General features: G+C 39.1%; 27 protein-coding genes. 8 read left to right on the top strand and 19 right to left on the bottom strand.

The features are described 5' to 3' along the window. Positions 1 to 159: 159 nt before the first annotated feature. The 5 genes from tnpA (at position 160) to EHS13_RS02615 (ending at position 3,547) form a co-directional block, all read left to right on the top strand. Positions 160 to 486, top strand: coding sequence for an IS66 family insertion sequence element accessory protein TnpA (tnpA, locus tag EHS13_RS02635; protein WP_155698876.1), 327 nt, complete (start codon positions 160 to 162; stop codon positions 484 to 486). Then, a complete protein-coding gene (tnpB, locus tag EHS13_RS02630) occupies positions 480 to 833 on the top strand; it encodes an IS66 family insertion sequence element accessory protein TnpB (protein ID WP_155698875.1) in 354 nt (117 codons plus the stop codon). The genes tnpA and tnpB overlap by 7 nt, the downstream gene beginning before the upstream one ends. 77 nt (positions 834 to 910) lie before the next feature. Then, on the top strand, positions 911 to 2,494 hold the full coding sequence (tnpC, locus tag EHS13_RS02625; protein WP_155698874.1) for an IS66 family transposase: 1,584 nt from the start codon (positions 911 to 913) through the stop codon (positions 2,492 to 2,494). Between the two features lie 333 nt (positions 2,495 to 2,827). Then, on the top strand, positions 2,828 to 3,121 hold the full coding sequence (locus EHS13_RS02620) for a Dabb family protein (protein WP_155698873.1): 294 nt from the start codon (positions 2,828 to 2,830) through the stop codon (positions 3,119 to 3,121). Between the two features lie 231 nt (positions 3,122 to 3,352). Continuing rightward, the gene (locus EHS13_RS02615; RefSeq protein ID WP_155698872.1) at positions 3,353 to 3,547 is read left to right on the top strand and encodes a hypothetical protein; all 195 of its coding nucleotides are present in this window, start codon (positions 3,353 to 3,355) and stop codon (positions 3,545 to 3,547) included. 261 nt (positions 3,548 to 3,808) lie between these two features. Here EHS13_RS02615 and EHS13_RS02610 read toward each other — a convergent pair whose 3' ends face one another. The 3 genes from EHS13_RS02610 to EHS13_RS02600 form a co-directional block, all read right to left on the bottom strand. Continuing rightward, the gene (locus EHS13_RS02610) at positions 3,809 to 4,015 is read right to left on the bottom strand and encodes a hypothetical protein (RefSeq protein WP_155698871.1); all 207 of its coding nucleotides are present in this window, start codon (positions 4,013 to 4,015) and stop codon (positions 3,809 to 3,811) included. Positions 4,016 to 4,231: 216 nt separating this feature from the next. After that, positions 4,232 to 4,807 (bottom strand): dihydrofolate reductase family protein, encoded by a 576-nt coding sequence (locus EHS13_RS02605; protein WP_155698870.1) that lies wholly within the window; start codon positions 4,805 to 4,807, stop codon positions 4,232 to 4,234. Positions 4,808 to 5,255: 448 nt separating this feature from the next. After that, positions 5,256 to 5,627 (bottom strand): DUF4180 domain-containing protein, encoded by a 372-nt coding sequence (locus tag EHS13_RS02600; RefSeq protein ID WP_155698869.1) that lies wholly within the window; start codon positions 5,625 to 5,627, stop codon positions 5,256 to 5,258. A gap of 116 nt (positions 5,628 to 5,743) precedes the next feature. On the opposite strand from EHS13_RS02600, the gene EHS13_RS02595 reads away from it, so the two are divergent. Beyond that, a complete protein-coding gene (locus tag EHS13_RS02595) occupies positions 5,744 to 6,226 on the top strand; it encodes a DUF2231 domain-containing protein (protein WP_155698868.1) in 483 nt (160 codons plus the stop codon). A 17-nt stretch (positions 6,227 to 6,243) separates the two neighbouring features. Here the strand turns inward: EHS13_RS02595 and EHS13_RS02590 are convergent, their stop codons facing one another. From EHS13_RS02590 to EHS13_RS36545, 11 genes are all read right to left on the bottom strand, one after another. Then, positions 6,244 to 6,924, bottom strand: a complete 681-nt coding sequence (locus EHS13_RS02590) for a hypothetical protein (protein ID WP_155698867.1) — start codon at positions 6,922 to 6,924, stop codon at positions 6,244 to 6,246. Positions 6,925 to 6,979: 55 nt separating this feature from the next. After that, complete coding sequence (locus EHS13_RS02585; protein ID WP_155698866.1) at positions 6,980 to 7,147, bottom strand: NUDIX domain-containing protein; 168 nt, start codon at positions 7,145 to 7,147, stop codon at positions 6,980 to 6,982. An 11-nt stretch (positions 7,148 to 7,158) separates the two neighbouring features. Beyond that, positions 7,159 to 7,554 carry a GNAT family N-acetyltransferase gene (locus tag EHS13_RS02580; RefSeq protein ID WP_155698865.1) on the bottom strand — a complete coding sequence of 132 codons (396 nt, stop codon included), beginning with the start codon at positions 7,552 to 7,554 and terminating at the stop codon, positions 7,159 to 7,161. Positions 7,555 to 7,785: 231 nt separating this feature from the next. Further along, positions 7,786 to 8,262, bottom strand: a complete 477-nt coding sequence (locus tag EHS13_RS02575; protein ID WP_155698864.1) for a UPF0158 family protein — start codon at positions 8,260 to 8,262, stop codon at positions 7,786 to 7,788. A 51-nt stretch (positions 8,263 to 8,313) separates the two neighbouring features. Next, positions 8,314 to 8,790, bottom strand: coding sequence for a GNAT family N-acetyltransferase (locus EHS13_RS02570; RefSeq protein ID WP_155698863.1), 477 nt, complete (start codon positions 8,788 to 8,790; stop codon positions 8,314 to 8,316). A gap of 278 nt (positions 8,791 to 9,068) precedes the next feature. Next, on the bottom strand, positions 9,069 to 9,629 hold the full coding sequence (locus tag EHS13_RS02565) for an ATP-binding protein (protein ID WP_155698862.1): 561 nt from the start codon (positions 9,627 to 9,629) through the stop codon (positions 9,069 to 9,071). 24 nt (positions 9,630 to 9,653) lie between these two features. Continuing rightward, entirely contained in the window at positions 9,654 to 10,667 is a 1,014-nt protein-coding gene (locus tag EHS13_RS02560) for a serine hydrolase domain-containing protein (RefSeq protein WP_155698861.1), read from the bottom strand. A gap of 27 nt (positions 10,668 to 10,694) precedes the next feature. Next, the gene (locus EHS13_RS02555; protein WP_155698860.1) at positions 10,695 to 11,204 is read right to left on the bottom strand and encodes a hypothetical protein; all 510 of its coding nucleotides are present in this window, start codon (positions 11,202 to 11,204) and stop codon (positions 10,695 to 10,697) included. Positions 11,205 to 11,512: 308 nt separating this feature from the next. Then, entirely contained in the window at positions 11,513 to 11,857 is a 345-nt protein-coding gene (locus tag EHS13_RS02550) for a hypothetical protein (protein ID WP_155698859.1), read from the bottom strand. 202 nt (positions 11,858 to 12,059) lie between these two features. Further along, entirely contained in the window at positions 12,060 to 12,386 is a 327-nt protein-coding gene (locus EHS13_RS02545; RefSeq protein WP_155698858.1) for a hypothetical protein, read from the bottom strand. A 14-nt stretch (positions 12,387 to 12,400) separates the two neighbouring features. Further along, positions 12,401 to 12,583, bottom strand: coding sequence for a CCDC50 family protein (locus EHS13_RS36545; RefSeq protein WP_227013765.1), 183 nt, complete (start codon positions 12,581 to 12,583; stop codon positions 12,401 to 12,403). A gap of 95 nt (positions 12,584 to 12,678) precedes the next feature. Here EHS13_RS36545 and EHS13_RS02535 point away from each other — a divergent pair, with 95 nt between their 5' ends. Then, positions 12,679 to 12,975 (top strand): hypothetical protein, encoded by a 297-nt coding sequence (locus EHS13_RS02535; RefSeq protein WP_155698857.1) that lies wholly within the window; start codon positions 12,679 to 12,681, stop codon positions 12,973 to 12,975. A 164-nt stretch (positions 12,976 to 13,139) separates the two neighbouring features. Here the strand turns inward: EHS13_RS02535 and EHS13_RS37120 are convergent, their stop codons facing one another. The 5 genes from EHS13_RS37120 to EHS13_RS02515 all read right to left on the bottom strand — a co-directional run bounded on the left by EHS13_RS37120 (position 13,140) and on the right by EHS13_RS02515 (position 16,497). Beyond that, positions 13,140 to 13,496 (bottom strand): histidine phosphatase family protein, encoded by a 357-nt coding sequence (locus tag EHS13_RS37120; RefSeq protein WP_319633431.1) that lies wholly within the window; start codon positions 13,494 to 13,496, stop codon positions 13,140 to 13,142. 92 nt (positions 13,497 to 13,588) lie between these two features. After that, a complete protein-coding gene (locus EHS13_RS37115; protein WP_264373571.1) occupies positions 13,589 to 13,681 on the bottom strand; it encodes a histidine phosphatase family protein in 93 nt (30 codons plus the stop codon). A gap of 74 nt (positions 13,682 to 13,755) precedes the next feature. Next, positions 13,756 to 14,715, bottom strand: a complete 960-nt coding sequence (locus tag EHS13_RS02525; RefSeq protein ID WP_155698856.1) for a D-2-hydroxyacid dehydrogenase family protein — start codon at positions 14,713 to 14,715, stop codon at positions 13,756 to 13,758. Positions 14,716 to 14,853: 138 nt separating this feature from the next. Next, positions 14,854 to 15,375: an AAA family ATPase gene (locus tag EHS13_RS02520; protein ID WP_155698855.1), complete on the bottom strand. Its 522-nt coding sequence runs from the start codon at positions 15,373 to 15,375 to the stop codon at positions 14,854 to 14,856. Positions 15,376 to 15,597: 222 nt separating this feature from the next. After that, positions 15,598 to 16,497: a manganese catalase family protein gene (locus EHS13_RS02515; RefSeq protein WP_155698854.1), complete on the bottom strand. Its 900-nt coding sequence runs from the start codon at positions 16,495 to 16,497 to the stop codon at positions 15,598 to 15,600. 196 nt (positions 16,498 to 16,693) lie between these two features. On the opposite strand from EHS13_RS02515, the gene EHS13_RS02510 reads away from it, so the two are divergent. After that, positions 16,694 to 16,834 (top strand): lmo0937 family membrane protein, encoded by a 141-nt coding sequence (locus EHS13_RS02510; protein WP_155698853.1) that lies wholly within the window; start codon positions 16,694 to 16,696, stop codon positions 16,832 to 16,834. The last annotated feature ends 35 nt before the right edge of the window (positions 16,835 to 16,869 follow it).

Genomic DNA, 16,869 nt, shown 5'->3' with positions numbered 1-16,869 from the left:
TTTTCATTAATTGGTACTAAATAATTACAACTGAAGTATCCTGCCCATTAATTTCCGAACAAATTTTTTGAGTTATGTAAGCGTAAAATACTCCCCACCTAAAAATATGAATTTTTCTATGAGATAATCTTCCTCAGATTTAATGAAGGAGGTTCTCTTATGGATAGCAATCAACGAACTCAGGATTGGATAACAAGAATAGCAGACTTTAAATCCAGTGGACTTACAATGTCAGCATGGTGCAAAACGCATACGCAAAGTATGCATCAATTGAAGTACTGGCTCAAGAAAATGAATATTTCCGTACGTCCAAGCTCCTCATCTTCTTCCACGCAATGGCTGCCGGTTACTCTCGCTAGCAACAAACAAAAAGTAGATATAACGGGCAACCTCGTTGTTCGAGTTGGCTCTGCAAGTATTGAGGTTCCAGCAGACTTTAACGCCAATCTACTTCGTGACCTTGTACGCACATTAACTTCATGCTAAATGCTTCGAGCATCGAACGTGTTTACCTCGCTTGCGGCAATACAGATCTGCGCAAATCGATTGATGGACTCACCGTGCTGGTTAAAGAAGGCTTTGAGTTGGATCCCTTCTCATCCAGCCTCTTCGTATTCTGTAATCGCAATCGAGACAAACTCAAAATTTTGCATTGGGATCACAATGGCTTTTGGCTCTATTATCGTCGGCTGGAACGCGGTACATTTCGTTGGCCTTCTTCGAATACAACTCCTTTAGTCGTCGGTTACCGTGAATTGCGCTGGCTTTTGGATGGACTTTCACTTGAGCAACAGCAAGCGCATCCTTCCGTTACCGAACGCACCGTGATCTAACTTCAAGGAACAGGAAGTTCGAGATTTTGACAAAATTGTTGAAAGGAAAACGGTGAGCTAGGTCGAAAAAGTTAGATATGGAAACCACAACGGATACGTCCCACCCTACAATAGAAGAGTTACAACAACAAAATATAAAACTGGCCAAACAAAACGCCGAACTGTCTGCGAAGCTGGCTTGGTTCGAGGAGCAATTCCGTCTCAGCCAGAAGAAACAATTCGGTGCATCAAGTGAACGAACGCATCCGGATCAATTGGATCTCTTTAACGAAGCCGAGTCGGATGCCAATCCCGCTGCAGAAGAACCAACGTTGGAATCCGTTACCTACAGCCGCAAGAAACAAAGCGGACAACGAGAGGCCATGGTTGAGAATTTACCTGTAGAGACGATCGAGTACCGCTTGTCCGAAGAAGAACAAACTTGTTCATACTGCGGTGGAAACTTGCATGAAATGAGCACTGAAACGCGCCAAGAACTGAAGCTTATTCCTGCTGAAATTAAGCTCGTGAAGCATGTGCGTTTCGTTTATGCTTGCCGTCGCTGTGAGGTCGAGGCGACCACGACACCTGTGGTTACAGCACCGATGCCACGTCCGGTTTATCCGGGAAGCCTAGTCTCTTCCTCGATGATGGCTTACATCATGAGCCAAAAATATGTAGAAAGCATGCCCCTTTACCGTCAGGAGCAGCAGTTTGCACGACTTGGCGTAGCCTTGTCCCGTCAGACGTTAGCCAATTGGATGATCCATGGTGCAGATACTTGGTTGCGATTGCTGGTTGAACGCATGCACGAGCATCTGCTTCAAAAGGACATTCTACATGCAGATGAGACGACCTTGCAGGTGCTGCGAGAACCAGGTCGATCTGCAGAGAGCCAGTCTTATCTTTGGCTTTATCGTACCGGGCGCGAAGGTCCGCCTATCATTATCTATGAGTACCAGCCAACACGAGCAGGGGAACACCCGCGCAAGTTTTTAACGGGTTTCAAAGGTTACCTGCATGTTGACGGTTACTCGGGATACCACAAGATAATGAATGTGACCTTAGTCGGTTGCTGGGCTCACGCCCGTCGCAAATTTGATGAGGCCCTGCAGGCATTACCGGATCCTAAACGATCCACTCCTGTAACTGCCAGTGAAGGTTTAGATTTCTGCAACCGTCTCTTCGCTATTGAGCGAGAGATTAAGGATTCTACACCTGAAGAGCGTACAACCATTCGAATGGCGCGTAGTCGCCCGATTCTGGATGCTTTTTCAGCATGGCTTCGTACACAGCGATCTCGCGTTTTACCCAAGAGTAAACTCGGGGAGGCAATTATTTATTGCCAAAACCAATGGGAGAAGCTCGAGACTTTCATGAATGACGGTCGCTTAGAGATCGATAACAACCGAAGCGAACGCTCGATTAAGCCCTTTGTCATCGGTCGAAAAAACTGGATGTTCAGCAATACGCCTCGCGGTGCAAAGGCAAGTGCCATGATCTATAGTATGATCGAAACGGCTAAAGAGAATGGATTAAATCCAATGATCTACCTGACTTATCTATTTGAGAAACTCCCCAATTTAGAAGACCCAAAAGACACGAAAGCTTTAGATATGCTATTGCCCTGGTCACAGACTTTGCCTCTGACCTGTCGTGTATTCAATAAGAAAACCACTTAGTCCCCGTCCTTTGTACTTGTGCAAGGTGGGGGCTGTTTTACGCTTACTTACAACTGAAGTATCCTGCCCATTAATTTCCGAACAAATTTTTTGAGTTATCCTGTCCGTTCATATAGTTGAGAAAACAAAAACGACTGCCGAAGCAACCGTTATTTCACTATCGTATCCAATCATAATGACTTGTAATATGGTTAAGTACTACATCTCTCTGGTGTCCGTAGATGAGTAGTTCTTCGAGGTGATGAGTGGAGTCATGACAGACTGGAGAAGCTTGATCGTTTCATGCTATAGTGCATAAGAGTATAAATTTTGAGGAAAGTGGGGGATCTTTACATGATCGATCGCATAATTCTCGTGAAATTCGGCGAGCAAACGACCAACACACAGTTGCAGGAAATCGTGGAGCGTTTTAAGGCGCTGAAGCAACACTTGTCTGGTGTCGTTGAAGTGAATGCAGGAATTAATTTCTCGGATAACAACAAAGGCTACCAGCTACTGCTTCGTGTCCGATTCGAAGACAAGGCAGCTCTCGAGGCATACGGCCCAAACCCGCATCACCAAGCTGTCGCTGCGCTCATCCGCGAGTATGGCCGGGAAGACAGCATCGCGGCCAATATCGAAGTGTAACAAAAAACAGCGATGCGCTTTTGCAAGGCGATCGCTGTTTTTTTGATTTCAAGTTAGGTGTTATCCATCGCACAAGCTCCGTCGGCGCTGGCTGCGACCAAATCGTCCCGTGAGAGCAACGTGAGTGAACATCTTTTTCAACTAATGTTTCCGTTAACGTAACGATAATCTTGTTGTGGATAAATCATCATGCATGATATAATTATAAAAAATGGAAAGAAGGGATAAACAATGAACGCAAAAACAAACCTTCGCCACCAACGTTTCAACACATTTCATAATAAACATAATCAACGAGTAGCAGATTTTCATAAACGTCACGCTACTCAAATCGCGAACGGGGATAATGGAAATAGTTTATTAGCGAGATGGGAAAGATTTGTTTATAACAAAGCTCTGGATATTTTGAAGATATTTAAAAAATAATTTATTTGAGGCTGTTCCTAAGCGGAACAGCCTCTTTCATTTTCTTTTCAAGTTAACTTCCCGTTACTTCAATAGTTAAAGGAGTCCATCGAAACAGGATCCTACTCTCTCGTATCCGATAGTTTAATGTCTAAAATTCTTGAATAGCTCCAGCAATTATGTACTGATTTACAGTTAAATAATCTTTAAGCATAATTTAACTTTGTGAGGGTTGAATCGATTTTGCAATCCATCTTCAAAAATGTTCCTAAATGAACGAAGTTACTCAGGGTCTAAAACTACAGTCCCGTAAATAATATGCGAGCTTGTATCGTATGGATTTCCATCAACATAGACTATATCGCAGTTCGTAGTGTACTTAGTTATTTTCCCATAAGCTATGCAATCTCCCATGATGTCGTACACCATCACATCGTAGTCAAGTTCGTAGTACTTTATAAACTCTTCTCTTGTAGTTAATGTAGCCATTAGAATTAAACGCCCCTTAACTTTATTGTTAATGCCGTTTAAATTTAACACAAAGCCACGTTATCCTGCCCGATCTTTTAACAAAAGAAAAAAGGAGCCACGGCAAAGTAAGCTCCTCAACTATCGTACCCGGTATTTCAATGGATTAAATGTGTCGGCAGCCTGTTGTCGTTTTGCAATCGTACTCGATAGCGTAATCTACTTTAGGAGACAAGGTCATCTAACCGTCTGGTAAACGAGGCCTAAGGCTCCAGAATCAAATGTCTTGTTTTCGATAAGTTTAAGATTGATCTTATCCTTGAGACCTTGAAATAATGGCAACCCGCTGCCGATCAGGACGGGAGAAACCGTAATTTTATACTCATCTATTAAATCAAGCTGCATAAGGTAGTGTGCGAGCCTAGGACTGCCGAGGATGACCATATCATTGCCTGGCTGCTGTTTGAGGTTCTTAATCTCTTCCTCGATATCTTCGTTCACTAGTCTGGAATTGTTCCATTCGACTTTCTCCAGCGTCGTGGAAAAAACGATTTTTGCTGTCTTTTCGATCCACTCGGCATGATTCCGTTCATACTGCGAAGCTGATGGGTCCGAAGTCACAGATGGCCAGTAACTGTGCATCATCTGATATGTCCCACGTCCCCAAATGACAGTGTCGGCAGTACTCAGAATTTCTTTCGCGTGTTTCTCCAAATCAGCATCGTAGGAAACCCAGCCAATGTCCATATTACCGTTCGGCCCCTCTACAAAACCGTCAAGCGATGCATGCAAAAATAGAACGAGTTTTCTCATTTTCAGTTCTCCTTTGTTCATGAGGGATATTTATATTAACTATTTTAGCACATTAAGTTTGCTAAAATAAACTGCTTAACGAGCGTAGCTTTTGCTCATCCGTATTGCGGAGACCAAGTATAATATAAGGACTAAACTGAACAGGTTCCAAATACTTGGTATTGACGCAACAGATAAATAAAAACCGTATGGCAACGACCAGATAAGTACAATAAACATTAAGATTCGATTTCTCAAAAACGATGTTATAGTACCTAAACATGCAGGAAGAATCAACATTGTAAAAATGATGATACACGTATCTCTACTCACTGGTGTGTTTGAATACGGATTCCATAACAAAAAAATGGCACACAGAATTATACATCCCACAGAAGTAACTACACCGAAGAGGGAATATTTCGATTTCAATGAAAGACCTCCTATCGTTCACCATTAATAGTGGTAATTAATTGATACTGTGAAGAGCGTGAAGTGCATCCTGATTATCTTTTAAAAAGAATACCTGCTTGCCGTTGTTACACTCATAAATAAAATCCTTCAAACTCTTGCTGTTATACCGGGCGAAGTCTCCAACAATAGCGAGCTTAACCTTGTAGTTCGCATATTTCTGCAGTATATCACCTGCAAGTCTGGTTTTTAGCTCGAAGAAATCCTTAGTTATGTTCGATTTGTTAATTATTATTTTATAACATCCATCGTTGTTGTAACTAATAGAAGCCATTAAATCCAATGCATCTTGAACATTGTGTATTATGATGTCAGAGTTATCTACAATTGCGACCTTAGAATCACCATTTTGGTCGATAAATATATTCATTTTTATTCCACCTTTCGTTGATAAGATGCTTTAATCTAACAATTCTACCACACTATTCATATTTTCGGTTCAGCGTATTGCTATTAAACTAACCAACAATAGGAGGAAGTTCCCTTATGATTCCTGAACCGCTGCATGCTGCAATTGTTCATTTTCCCGTTGCTCTTTTGACGATGGGGGTAATTGCCCAGTTCCTCTCCCTTTGGAAGAATATTTTTAATACAATTGCGATCTTTATGCTTTCCATTGGTTTTATCACAGGTATTGCTGCTTATCTTACTGGAGACGGGGCAGAAGATTTTGCTGAACATGTGCAAGGGAAAGATATCAATATGTTGCTGGAGCGTCATGAATTTTTTGCGGTAGCTACTTTGATTATTTTTGCAGCTGTTTTGGCTTTGCATTTGATATTTTTACGAAGAAGGCCGGCTATTGTGACTCTGCTGCTCCTATTGCTTTGTGCAGGTGGTGGATTTACGATTACAATGACGGGCCATTATGGCGGTGAAATGGTTTATCATTCAGATTCCCAAGATAATACCGGAAATAATGAGGATTCGAACGAATCAGAAGAGGATCATGATAAGGGTCACAATTAATAATGATTGGAAAAACGTCAGCTTCGGAAAATAAGTTTTACCTTTATTCTAAGCTTATAAAGGAACCACGAAATAAAAATCGATTCATTAGCCTTATGACATGAAACCTTATCTACAAAATAAAAATCTTGTGGCTCCACAGTGATATTTGTAATTGGTGTAACGGGTGTTCTGCTTATCCATTCATCAAACGAAACAATTGAACTATTTGTACTTTCAAAAGTTTCTTGGGGTAGAAAATATACAGTACCCTTGGTCCAAGGGTTTTTATTCATAGTTTGCCGAGTCAGAGAGAAGAAATAATAGTTTTTTTTGTATTTACGTACTTTTAAACAAGCGTTTCTATAATTATTAACTAATTTTTGCCGATCGAATACAGCATAAAATAAAGACCATATTCCATTTTTTGTTCCAAATACCGCCTCAACGTATTGTCCATTATAAAAAGTCTGTCTTCTAGTTTCGAATTCCAGAATTTCCTTGTTATTTGATCCGTGCAATATTACAGACTTGGTAGAGGAAATGTATTGAATAAACCGATATTTGGGATAACTACTTGAATATATAATTTCAGTATTTTTACTAATGGCATCGGAGTAGATTTTGTCGTATTCCACTACCTCATCAGGCGAAAAGTTTAATAAAGGAGCCTGAAAGAATAAAAGTCCCATAAACATTGAAACGAACTTACCTATCATTTTTTCACCCCTCATGATTAAAAAATAAGTTTTTTAACGTAACGCAAGAAATTTATTAATAATCGGAATATCCGGGGGACTCGAATAATTGAAGTTCATGTGCTTTCAAACCAGTTTCTTCGTACAACTCTCTTGTAGCTACTTGTTCCATCTCTTCTCCTGGTTCCATTGAGCCACCTGGTAATCCCCATGCATCTCTATCTCGTCTTCGTTGTAATAGAATATTGTGTTAGTTCAGACTTTTCTTCTCCAAAGTCCACCTGAACAAGGTACGAATCCACTCTCTGAATAAAACGCTGTATGCTTTGAATCATAGGTTAATGTTACAATCTCTAATCTAATACGATCTGCTTCCTCCAGTAATTTCTTTACTAAGGCTTGACCGATTCCTTTTTTCTGAAATTGCGGATGTACAATTATATCTTCCATGTAGCCATGCTCTAATCCCATTCCAGCAATGTAGCCAAATGCAATCAACTCATTTGTTTCATATCTAAGACCCGCCCAAAAGTTACAACGTTCAAATAGTGAAGGATAGTCACTGTATCTACCGTCCCATCCGACCAATTCCCTTAAGGTTGGTACTTCATCTGCTTTTATTGGTAAGTTAATTATTATTTCGTGATTCAATTGTCCCGCTCCTTTACAAACATCTCTGTTTATAGCTTCTGCTATTAATTGAACTAAACTGATACCAAATTGTATTCGCTAATATAGAAATGAGCCACTTAGTTACTGTTTGATCACATAAAATCATCATCGCTCTTCAAATCTAACATGCATTGCGGGGCCAGTATTACCCACATCCTGTAGTAAGCGGTAATCCCCTTTTGGGGGTTATTGAACAGCACAAATAGTTCATCATTCCTCTATTGCAAGGCCATTCTCTTCACACCATTCAATAACTAGTTCCCTTAACTTTTTCTCCTTAAATTCATACCATTGTGTTTCTACTTCATGTTCTCTGATTCCGTCTTTAAATCTTCTGAATGCGCCTCTTCCTTGAATGACTCCAAACAACTCTTTTCGAACCTCTGTGTCGCTTATTGTCCCAATAAATTCTTCTATAATTTCATACTCATGAAACCCGTTTCTTAGTGTGAAATCGAGATAAACCTCATTTTCATCCTCTATAATTTGTATTGCTTTTTCAATGTTCTCTCTTTGCCAATCTGGATAGTTTTCAAGTGGCCCTTCATCTTCTGCCGCTCTCATCTCTTCTCTCGATAAAGTAATAATTTCTCCTGTTTGAGTGTTTATATATGTAAATGTCTCATCAATTTGAATTTCAATTTCACCAATTAGATCATTCAATTTCACCAGTACTTTTTTCTTCATTTCATTTCATTCCTTTCGCTGATATTTATCTAATAAAGTTTATTCAAATAATTACAAATCACGAATATACCATGCATCGCATGCAAAATGGTCGGAACCAGCAAGCGGTGCTTTCAGTTGCTCAAAGCCATATTTCACATAAAAGCGGTTAGCTGAATGCATATTTTGCAGCGTCTCCAGATAGCAAGCTTTATAATACTGTGTTGCAAACCGAAGTGCAGTCACTAGCAGTTCCGCCGCAATGCCCGTTCCTCTCGCCTCTGGAAGCAAATACATCTTCTGCAGCTCGCAAATCCTTTCCAAAGAAGAACCAAATTCCGCAATCCCGCAGCCGCCAAGTATCTTCCCATCTGAATCAAACGCAACCCAATATGCCCTGCCCTCATGGGAATAATAAACGGACAGATGACTTAAACTCTCGTCTTCCCATGCTAACCCTGCACGATTCCCGCCAAACTCGATTAAACAATTCCGAATAATTGCTTCTATGGCGCTGTTATCTTTATCTTGAATTATTCTGATATTCATATGCTGCCTCCATATTGTTCATTCACTTACTTGTATTTGCTCTATAATTTCACTAACACATTGTTCTATGTCCTTTTTTGAGCAATCAAGAGTTTTATCACTATACTTAATGTATGGCTTCCGACAAAAAAATGGGATAACTCTTTGGTAGATCTAGCATCAGGTATAATTCCACCTAACAAAAATGTTGGTTTATCTTTTAATGATAATTGGTCAGCTATCTGATTAGCAATAATAAGGTGCATAATTCGCAAACCCATTACTTACCAGCCCTTTCCTCACAAGCTTTGAGCGATATTCATAATTTCTTGAATGATGGCCTGAACTTCATTACTGTCCTTGATTACAAACAGATGGTCTGATTCCCCTTCTGTTGGTGTAATCACCTCACCATTATGAGACTCAACTTGTTGCCGACTAAATACTTCTTCAAAATTGGAGGCACTCCTGAAAATATTTGTGCTACGCTGACTATTCGCAATTCGAATTTGAAGAATATGATCGAGGATATCAAAATTAACAAGTATGCTGACAAATCCTTTCTGATTGAAACGTTCGAGCAATTCCAACCGACCTTTGTGTCCACGATTGGCGTTACATAAAATGAGATGAAAATTTGTTTCATTAACTGCATAATCTACAATTGTTCGAGAGATGTCGTTCTTGAGTGTATTAGCTCCCTGTATAGGTAACAAGTTTTTATAATATGTGTTGATGAATTCAGCATGGTTATCTCGGTCAATCACGACCGAGTTGTGTAAGTGCTGTTCTAATTCTTTAGCAAATGTAGTTTTCCCGCTATGTGTTTTACCGACTGTGATTATCACTAACCTTTTCATCCATGCAACTCCATTCTCAAGAAGTTAATCCCGAGATTTCATTATAGATTTATGTAATAAAATACACTTGCAAACAATGTCTCCAAAGTTTTGTATGTCTTTTATATAATCATATTCTGGAGGATTAGGTGCGATTTGATTTAACATTCTTACTGCTACCGCATTATACTCAGGAATGACTAATACTGCATTACCGTAAAATCCAAGGGATTGATATGATCCTACAGGAACCTCGCTTCCTAGTTCTGACATAGCACGTGCCTTATCCTGCACCCACCAGAAAAATCCATTCCGAGGTAAAATCTCATCTAAGTGTGAAGGAGTAACAATTTCAACAGCTTGCTCAAATATGGAGCTAGGTAGAATTTGCCTCCCCATATATTTTCCTTTTGTTAAGTGAATATATCCCCATAAGGCTAATTCTTTTGTACTTACAAAGAGGTTCGCATCACTGCCTTGGTTTCCTATATAATCTTCGTCAAGCCAAATTAGTTTATCATTTTTCTCTTTTACCCAAGCAGTCTGAGTAAATCCATAGGGACTAAAAAGTCTTTCCTCCATTACACTTGCAAGTGGTTTATCAAATACCTTGTGAATAATTTTGATGAGCAAATTAACACCTGCATTATTATACTGCCAGTCAGTTCCCGGCGAAAATACTCTTTTGTTATGCCCTTGCAAACCATGAGTATGAGTTAACAAATGCCGTATTGTTGTAGTTCCCATTAGATCTTTGTTCAGGTCATCTAAATATTCTGTAACATAGTCATTAATGCTTTTTATTCTTCCTTCATGGAGAGCAAGGCTAATGGCAAACCCCAAATAAGTTTTGCGGGTTGATGCTATATTAAACTTAGATTCTGCATCCACCAAACGACCGGTTTCAGTAATATCATGAATTCCTGTATACCATTCATTAACAATACAATCATTATGTATTATGAAAGTTGATGCTGCTGAGGCTGAAAGTAGGTTCTTTACTCCCAAAACGTACTGATTTAGTTCTTTGTATATTTCATTTGAAATATTAACTTCCATTTACTCCAATAACCCCTATTCAGAAACCTATTTAAGTGGAACTTCGATTTTCGCTGCTAATTCCTGCGCTTGCTTTATAAAATATTTCATATCACCACTAACTGTAATATTTAACCCTAACCCAACCTCACGGAGTATTTTTTGCAAGTTTTCAAAATTATCTTTGTCCTCTTTGGTTAATTCAGCAAACTTATATAATTCATCATTAGGAAATTGCCTTAATTTATAAAGTAAGTTATTAAGAATTTTCTTATCATTTTTGGAGGGAATTCCTAATTGGCCGTCAGTTGAGATACCAAGCGAAATTCCGTTCAATACGTCTCCCAATTCAGTCGTTACCAAGTTGGGCTCTGACCAATTATTATCCTTCTGATTAGCAATTAATCCTTCTAACTCTACTAAATTATGTTGTACCTCAGTAATGAGTATCTGTTCTTTTACACGATTAATATGTACATATCCCCAAGCTGCAAATACAATTAATAAAATATTCAAACCAATTGAAAATTTAAATAATAGCGTTTGTTTTTTGCTCAATGCTTCATCCCCTTTCTCTGTATAAATCAAGGATAGTAAGAGAATGGTGGTATTTCTCTTTCCTGATCTCTTTCAAAATGGACCTCTTTATATTTAATGTGTATCCATCGGCGAACAAATTATGTTTTCAGAAATAGATTTTATATAATCTTCGTTGATTGCAATCTGACTTTCTTTAAGTTCGGATGCGATTAAGTTGGATTGTATAAGCTCTTGCTTTGTTAATAGATATGAAATTGTAGTCTTGGCAAATGGTAAACCAATAGTGATAGTTCCTTTGTTTAGAGCATTATCATTAATTGTACAAATTATATCATTTGACGAAAAAATGGACCTATGACCATTTCCGCTTTATTTACGCTTAACCGAACATCTCCATCATAATACAGTTTAACCCTATTTTCTATCTCACTGCCATCTGTATAAACACCCTTGCCTAATATGGTTTTCTCAAATGAATCATACATCAGGTTTCCAATATTAGAACGAATTAAATATCGATCCCATTGACTAGGAGGATCAATAAGTTCCGATATTCGATATAAAAGATCATTTCCTTCGAACCAAAAGGATTTCAACTCTAAATTCATGTGGATATCTTTATATCCCTCAAACTTCAGAATTAAATCATAATTATCGAAAAATTTTCTCATTTACTAATTGATCTATATTCTGTCTCAAAATTACTTTTCTTGACTTTTATATATAGACTCACGTTTAGTCCTAAAAGTTCAGTGATGGGTGGAGCAATACACCCTAATTTATTTTTCCGTTGTTCTACTACTCCCCAATTATTCACATGTAGTATGTTCGTCATTATTGGGTTGGACTAATATACACTTACTCGGCTCTTGGCTATCCAAGCTGTATACCCAGTAGATGCTCTTGCTCAATCTTGGCTTGAATGCTTTCTAATACAAGAAAGTCCCTCGTTTTTTTGAATATCTCATCCCGCAACTGAGGATCAATTTTATCATCTTTTAGCCAGAACTTTACTTCAAGGGATGGGTCAATTTGCCGTATTGTCATTTTTTCAATTTCGTTTTGATTTATGAGCAGGCCATTCAAAAATGTATGAATTTCTTCATTTCCTACTTTTTTTACTGTGGCACAGGAAACAAATAATATAACCATAGCGATTAGTATCTTCAGGAAAATGATCTTGCGTGACAAGAAAGTCATACTCATTCCCCCCGTTAGCATAATTTCTTACTAATTTGTATTTCATGTTCTTCAACATAATTGCGGTACTTGTTGCCGGTATAATAATCAATAATATCTTGATTAATTTCTGGGTACAATTGAATCGAGTGCAACTCTGCAGTTGGTATCCATTTGACGTAGCATTTATGGATTATTGTACCATTATTTGTTGCCATTAGAAGAAGTATCTTACACTTCTACTTCTCGCTTAACCGAGTTTTTTATAGTAAAATGATGACTCAACTACACTAAATGATTATGAGGTGTTTAAATGTCCATTAATTTCACAAAAGCGATTGTCAATCTGTTACAACGAGAAGTTGCTGACATAGAAAGCAAAAGCATTCACGAAATGAACAAAAAGGAAAAAGCACAATCCAAGGTTAAACAATTGCAAAGAGATGTGAAATTAAGCCAATCGCCCAGCGATTTAAGCAGCAAAATGACGCGAATAAATAAGTTAAACGAAGAAATCAAAAACATTACTCGTATACAAGCTGATCTCGCCAAGCAGTTAGTGCTGAAGAAAACCTCGCTTAAACAGCATCTGACCAAGGATTCCCAATAAGAGGAATCCTACCACTAGTGATACCTTCACATCTTTTCCTGTTTCCTACAAAACTAAAAACCGCCTTATCACGAGGCGGTTAATTTAGCTTTCGAACCCGTTATGAGGTATTGGTCAACTACGATACTGCGTGTGGTGCGTTCTATTCTATTCGCTTACGACTTTCAATTGAATTTATAAACTTTATATTGTCCATTATCTGATGAATACCTTAAAACATTGCCATCCATTGGAATACCTTCAAAATAAGCACCAATACCGCCTGTTGTACATCTATGCCCAGAAAGCAAAATGTTAATATCTTCTGTGCCGTAAGCATTCTTAAGTTGATGCATAAATTCGAAAATCCTCTTTATGAAGCTATTTATATCTTCGACGCCTCTATACACACTAGAATCAGGAACTACTCCAGCCATCTTAACTTCGCCTCTTTTCAGAGTGTCAGCCTCACCTAAGTCAAATACATCAAGTCTATTATCAATTATCGGCTTCACTCCAGTTGCAATCTCTGCTGTTTGGATGGCTCTTTCATGCGGGGAAGAATAAACATAATCAAATTTGATATTTTCAAGTCATTCCGCTAGGGAGTAAGCTTGTTGTTTTCCATATTCGTTTAATTGCAAACCTTGTCTCCCTGAAGCCTTCCTTCTTTGTTCAAATCTGTTTGTCCATGTCTTACAACATAAATCACACATTTACCTCCCATGTATCAACAAGCAAATAGTAATAGCAATATTGTATTTAATATTACCACAAAATGGATATCTTGTTACTATAGTTTCACGGCAAAAGCGTTCGAACCGGCGATTCGGATAGATAAGCTTCAATATCTTCAACCACGTCTGTATAAAAAGCCTCATAAGTCGATTTCGATACATAGCCGATATGCGGAGTAGTAAGTAGATTTGGAAGCGACCGATAGATATCGTCCTTCGGCAACGGTTCCACCTCGAACACATCTACTGCGGCGCCTGCGATCCAGCGGTTCTGCAAAGCTTCGACAAGTGCAGCTTGATCCACGATCGGAGCGCGGGACGTATTGATTAAATATGCCGAAGGGCGCATACGCTTGAGCTCTGCAGCACCAATCAATCCTCTTGTCCGGTCGCTTAATACAAGATGAATGGACACGAAGTCGCTGCTCTCCAGAAGCTCCTCCTTGGTAGCGGCTAATCTAACTCCAACCTCGTCAGTCTGTTCTTTCGTTAAATTCTGGCTCCACGCCGTGACATCCATACCGAACGCATGGCCAAATTTGGCGATCTTGCTGCCCAGTTTGCCGAGTCCAAGTACGCCAAGCTTCTTGCCGTACAAATCTGCTCCTATAGTGCTTTGCCACTGACCGTTGCGGATCGCATTATGCTCCAGCACAATGTTGCGGGCAAGCCCCAACATCAAAGCCCAAGTGAGCTCGGCGGTTGCGTTGCCTGCTCCTCCCGTGCCGCAAACGATAACGCCTTGCGAAGCGGCTGCGGTCAGGTCGATCGACGCATTGCGCATGCCTGTGGTAATTAGCAGCTTCAAGCGGGGGAGCCGGGCAAGTAACGATGCGGGGAAGGGAGTCCGTTCACGCATAAGCACGACAATCTCGCAGTCGGCGATCTGTTCGACCAACTCATCCAGTTGATCGATATGCCGATCGATACTCTTGACCTCCACCTTGTCCAAAATCCGAGACCAATCTGCGGCAGTAAACGCCACTTGCTGGTAGTCGTCTAATATCATACACCTAAGCTTCATAATAAATTTGCCTCCTTCATAGTGCGCATAGTAACACCAATCATCCAGCACATAAATGTATTTAAAGTATATTCCTGACACGAGTGCCTGTAAACAGATGGCAAAATAGGGTTTAGTTTATTAAGCTATCTTATCCGTTCAAGCGTATTGTAAAACCCATTGTTTTATTTGAGCTGCTACATCGGCTACATCGGCAAAAGTTGTATCAACAATCGGCATTGGCGGGGTATATTCCTTATCCGCATTTTCAAATAACCATTTTGCAAATTTCTTATAGTCTTGAATCATTTCTTCTGACCAATTTCTTTCACGTAATCGTTTCTCACGAGTTTCATCATCACAATGCAAATTCAGGTAATACACATGCTTAAAATAAGCAAAGTCCATACATTTCTCAATATCCCAAGTCATTGCTGTTCCACATATTATAGTCATCCGTCCACTTTCAGCAGTATTTCGTGCAACCCTAAGCCAAATGTTTAGGATTTGCTGCTCGTCGGAAATACCTATTTCGCGGAGATTATCGATATCAAAGATATCAAAATCTTGCAATATTCTTCGCAGTTCATTGATAACGTAGGTTTTCCCCGATCCACTAGAGCCTGTTACAATAAATAGGGGAACCTTTTTCTCCAATATAGTAAGATTTTCATTAATCATTTACTATTCCACCTTTGATTTCGATGAAAGGCCAATTTCTTATTGGTCATAATAAGTTTTAAGAAAATTATATACAAATTTCATGTAACTAATCACTATATAGTTTTTTTATAATTAAAAAGGAGCAGAAAAATACCATTTAGTATTTCACTGCTCTTCCATTATTCTAGTATGCTTTTCATAATTAATTCTGGTTATTTTACTATCGTTATAATGGGCGGTTTATGTAATATTCCCAGCCATTTTGAGCCGGTTGGCAATTTCTTTAAAATCCTCTGGGGAAATTCCAGGTGCGAATTCCTCGTCCACAGCAGGAGCTTCTGGAATCGCATAGCCTTTAGGTACACCTTTGATAACTTCAAGTGGCAAGCCATCCTCTGGATTTGTGCCTTTCCATATTTGATCAATGGCATTAAAATCTTTATCGCTCCACGTGTATAGCTTCGTATGAACGCCTTTTTCCTCGTATTTTCTCGCTTCGTTGAATGCTTTATTGTTTAACGAGGGAATCGGAATTAATTTGGTTACATTAACGCCAGTTGCAACTTCCAATGCTTTGGCATAAGCAACGACATGGACTCCACCCCGAACCAAAAGGTAGCCGATTACTGCACGTGCTGAAGGATGATCTGTCATTTCGTAAACTTTCATTTTATGTGTTCTTGCTCCGACCTCGAGGAAGAAGTTATGGAGCAAATCCTCGACCAGATTGCCACTGTTAAACACATTAGCTCCTGTCCAAGGGTTACCTGTAGAGTCGAACGGCATAGCACCTTGAGCTCCAGCTAGAAAATGGTACGACAAACGTGCGTCTTTTACGGAACCAAGCGGGGTAGCATCAGGCTCTTTATACTGCGTTGAACCCCGTAGACATTTGTTGATAGCATGTGAGACCAGCTCTACATGGCCAAGCTCCTCAGCCGTGATACTCATTACCAAATCATAGAAGGGCTTAAGTTTTTCCTTAGATCGAAAATTAAAGGATTGATACAGGTAATTATTTAACGTAGACATCTCCCCGAACTTCCCACCTAACAGCTCTTGTACGGCTGCCGCAGCATTTGGATCTGGTTTTTCGACATCAGGGATCTCAATCAAAATTTCATCCATCCGTTTGAACATAATTACTCATCCTCCTGATAACAATAATTATTTACTTTATATTGTTCAGCATAATAGATGATTTTTAAACCTAAAGCCGTTGAACTTATTTAAACAGCAATATTTAATAAACTTCTTCTAAATAAATGTTTAGAGAAATAGACATATGGTTATATCTTATCAAGCAAGCAATAAAATTTTAAGGAGGACATACATTATGCTATGGTCCATTTTTATTATCATTCTCGTCTTATGGCTTTTAGGCTTCTCACTTCACGTTGCAGGTGGATTTATTCATATTCTACTAGTCGTCGCTTTAATTTCATTAATCATTAATTTGCTAAGAGGCAGACGGTAAATATTTTTTACAATCGCTACTCTAATGAACACAAA

It is taken from the genome of Paenibacillus psychroresistens (assembly GCF_009728935.1).
GTDB lineage: Bacteria > Bacillota > Bacilli > Paenibacillales > NBRC-103111 > Paenibacillus_AC > Paenibacillus_AC psychroresistens.
The sequence above is the reverse complement of the archived record's forward strand: the minus strand, read 5'-3'. Positions and strand labels throughout refer to the sequence as shown.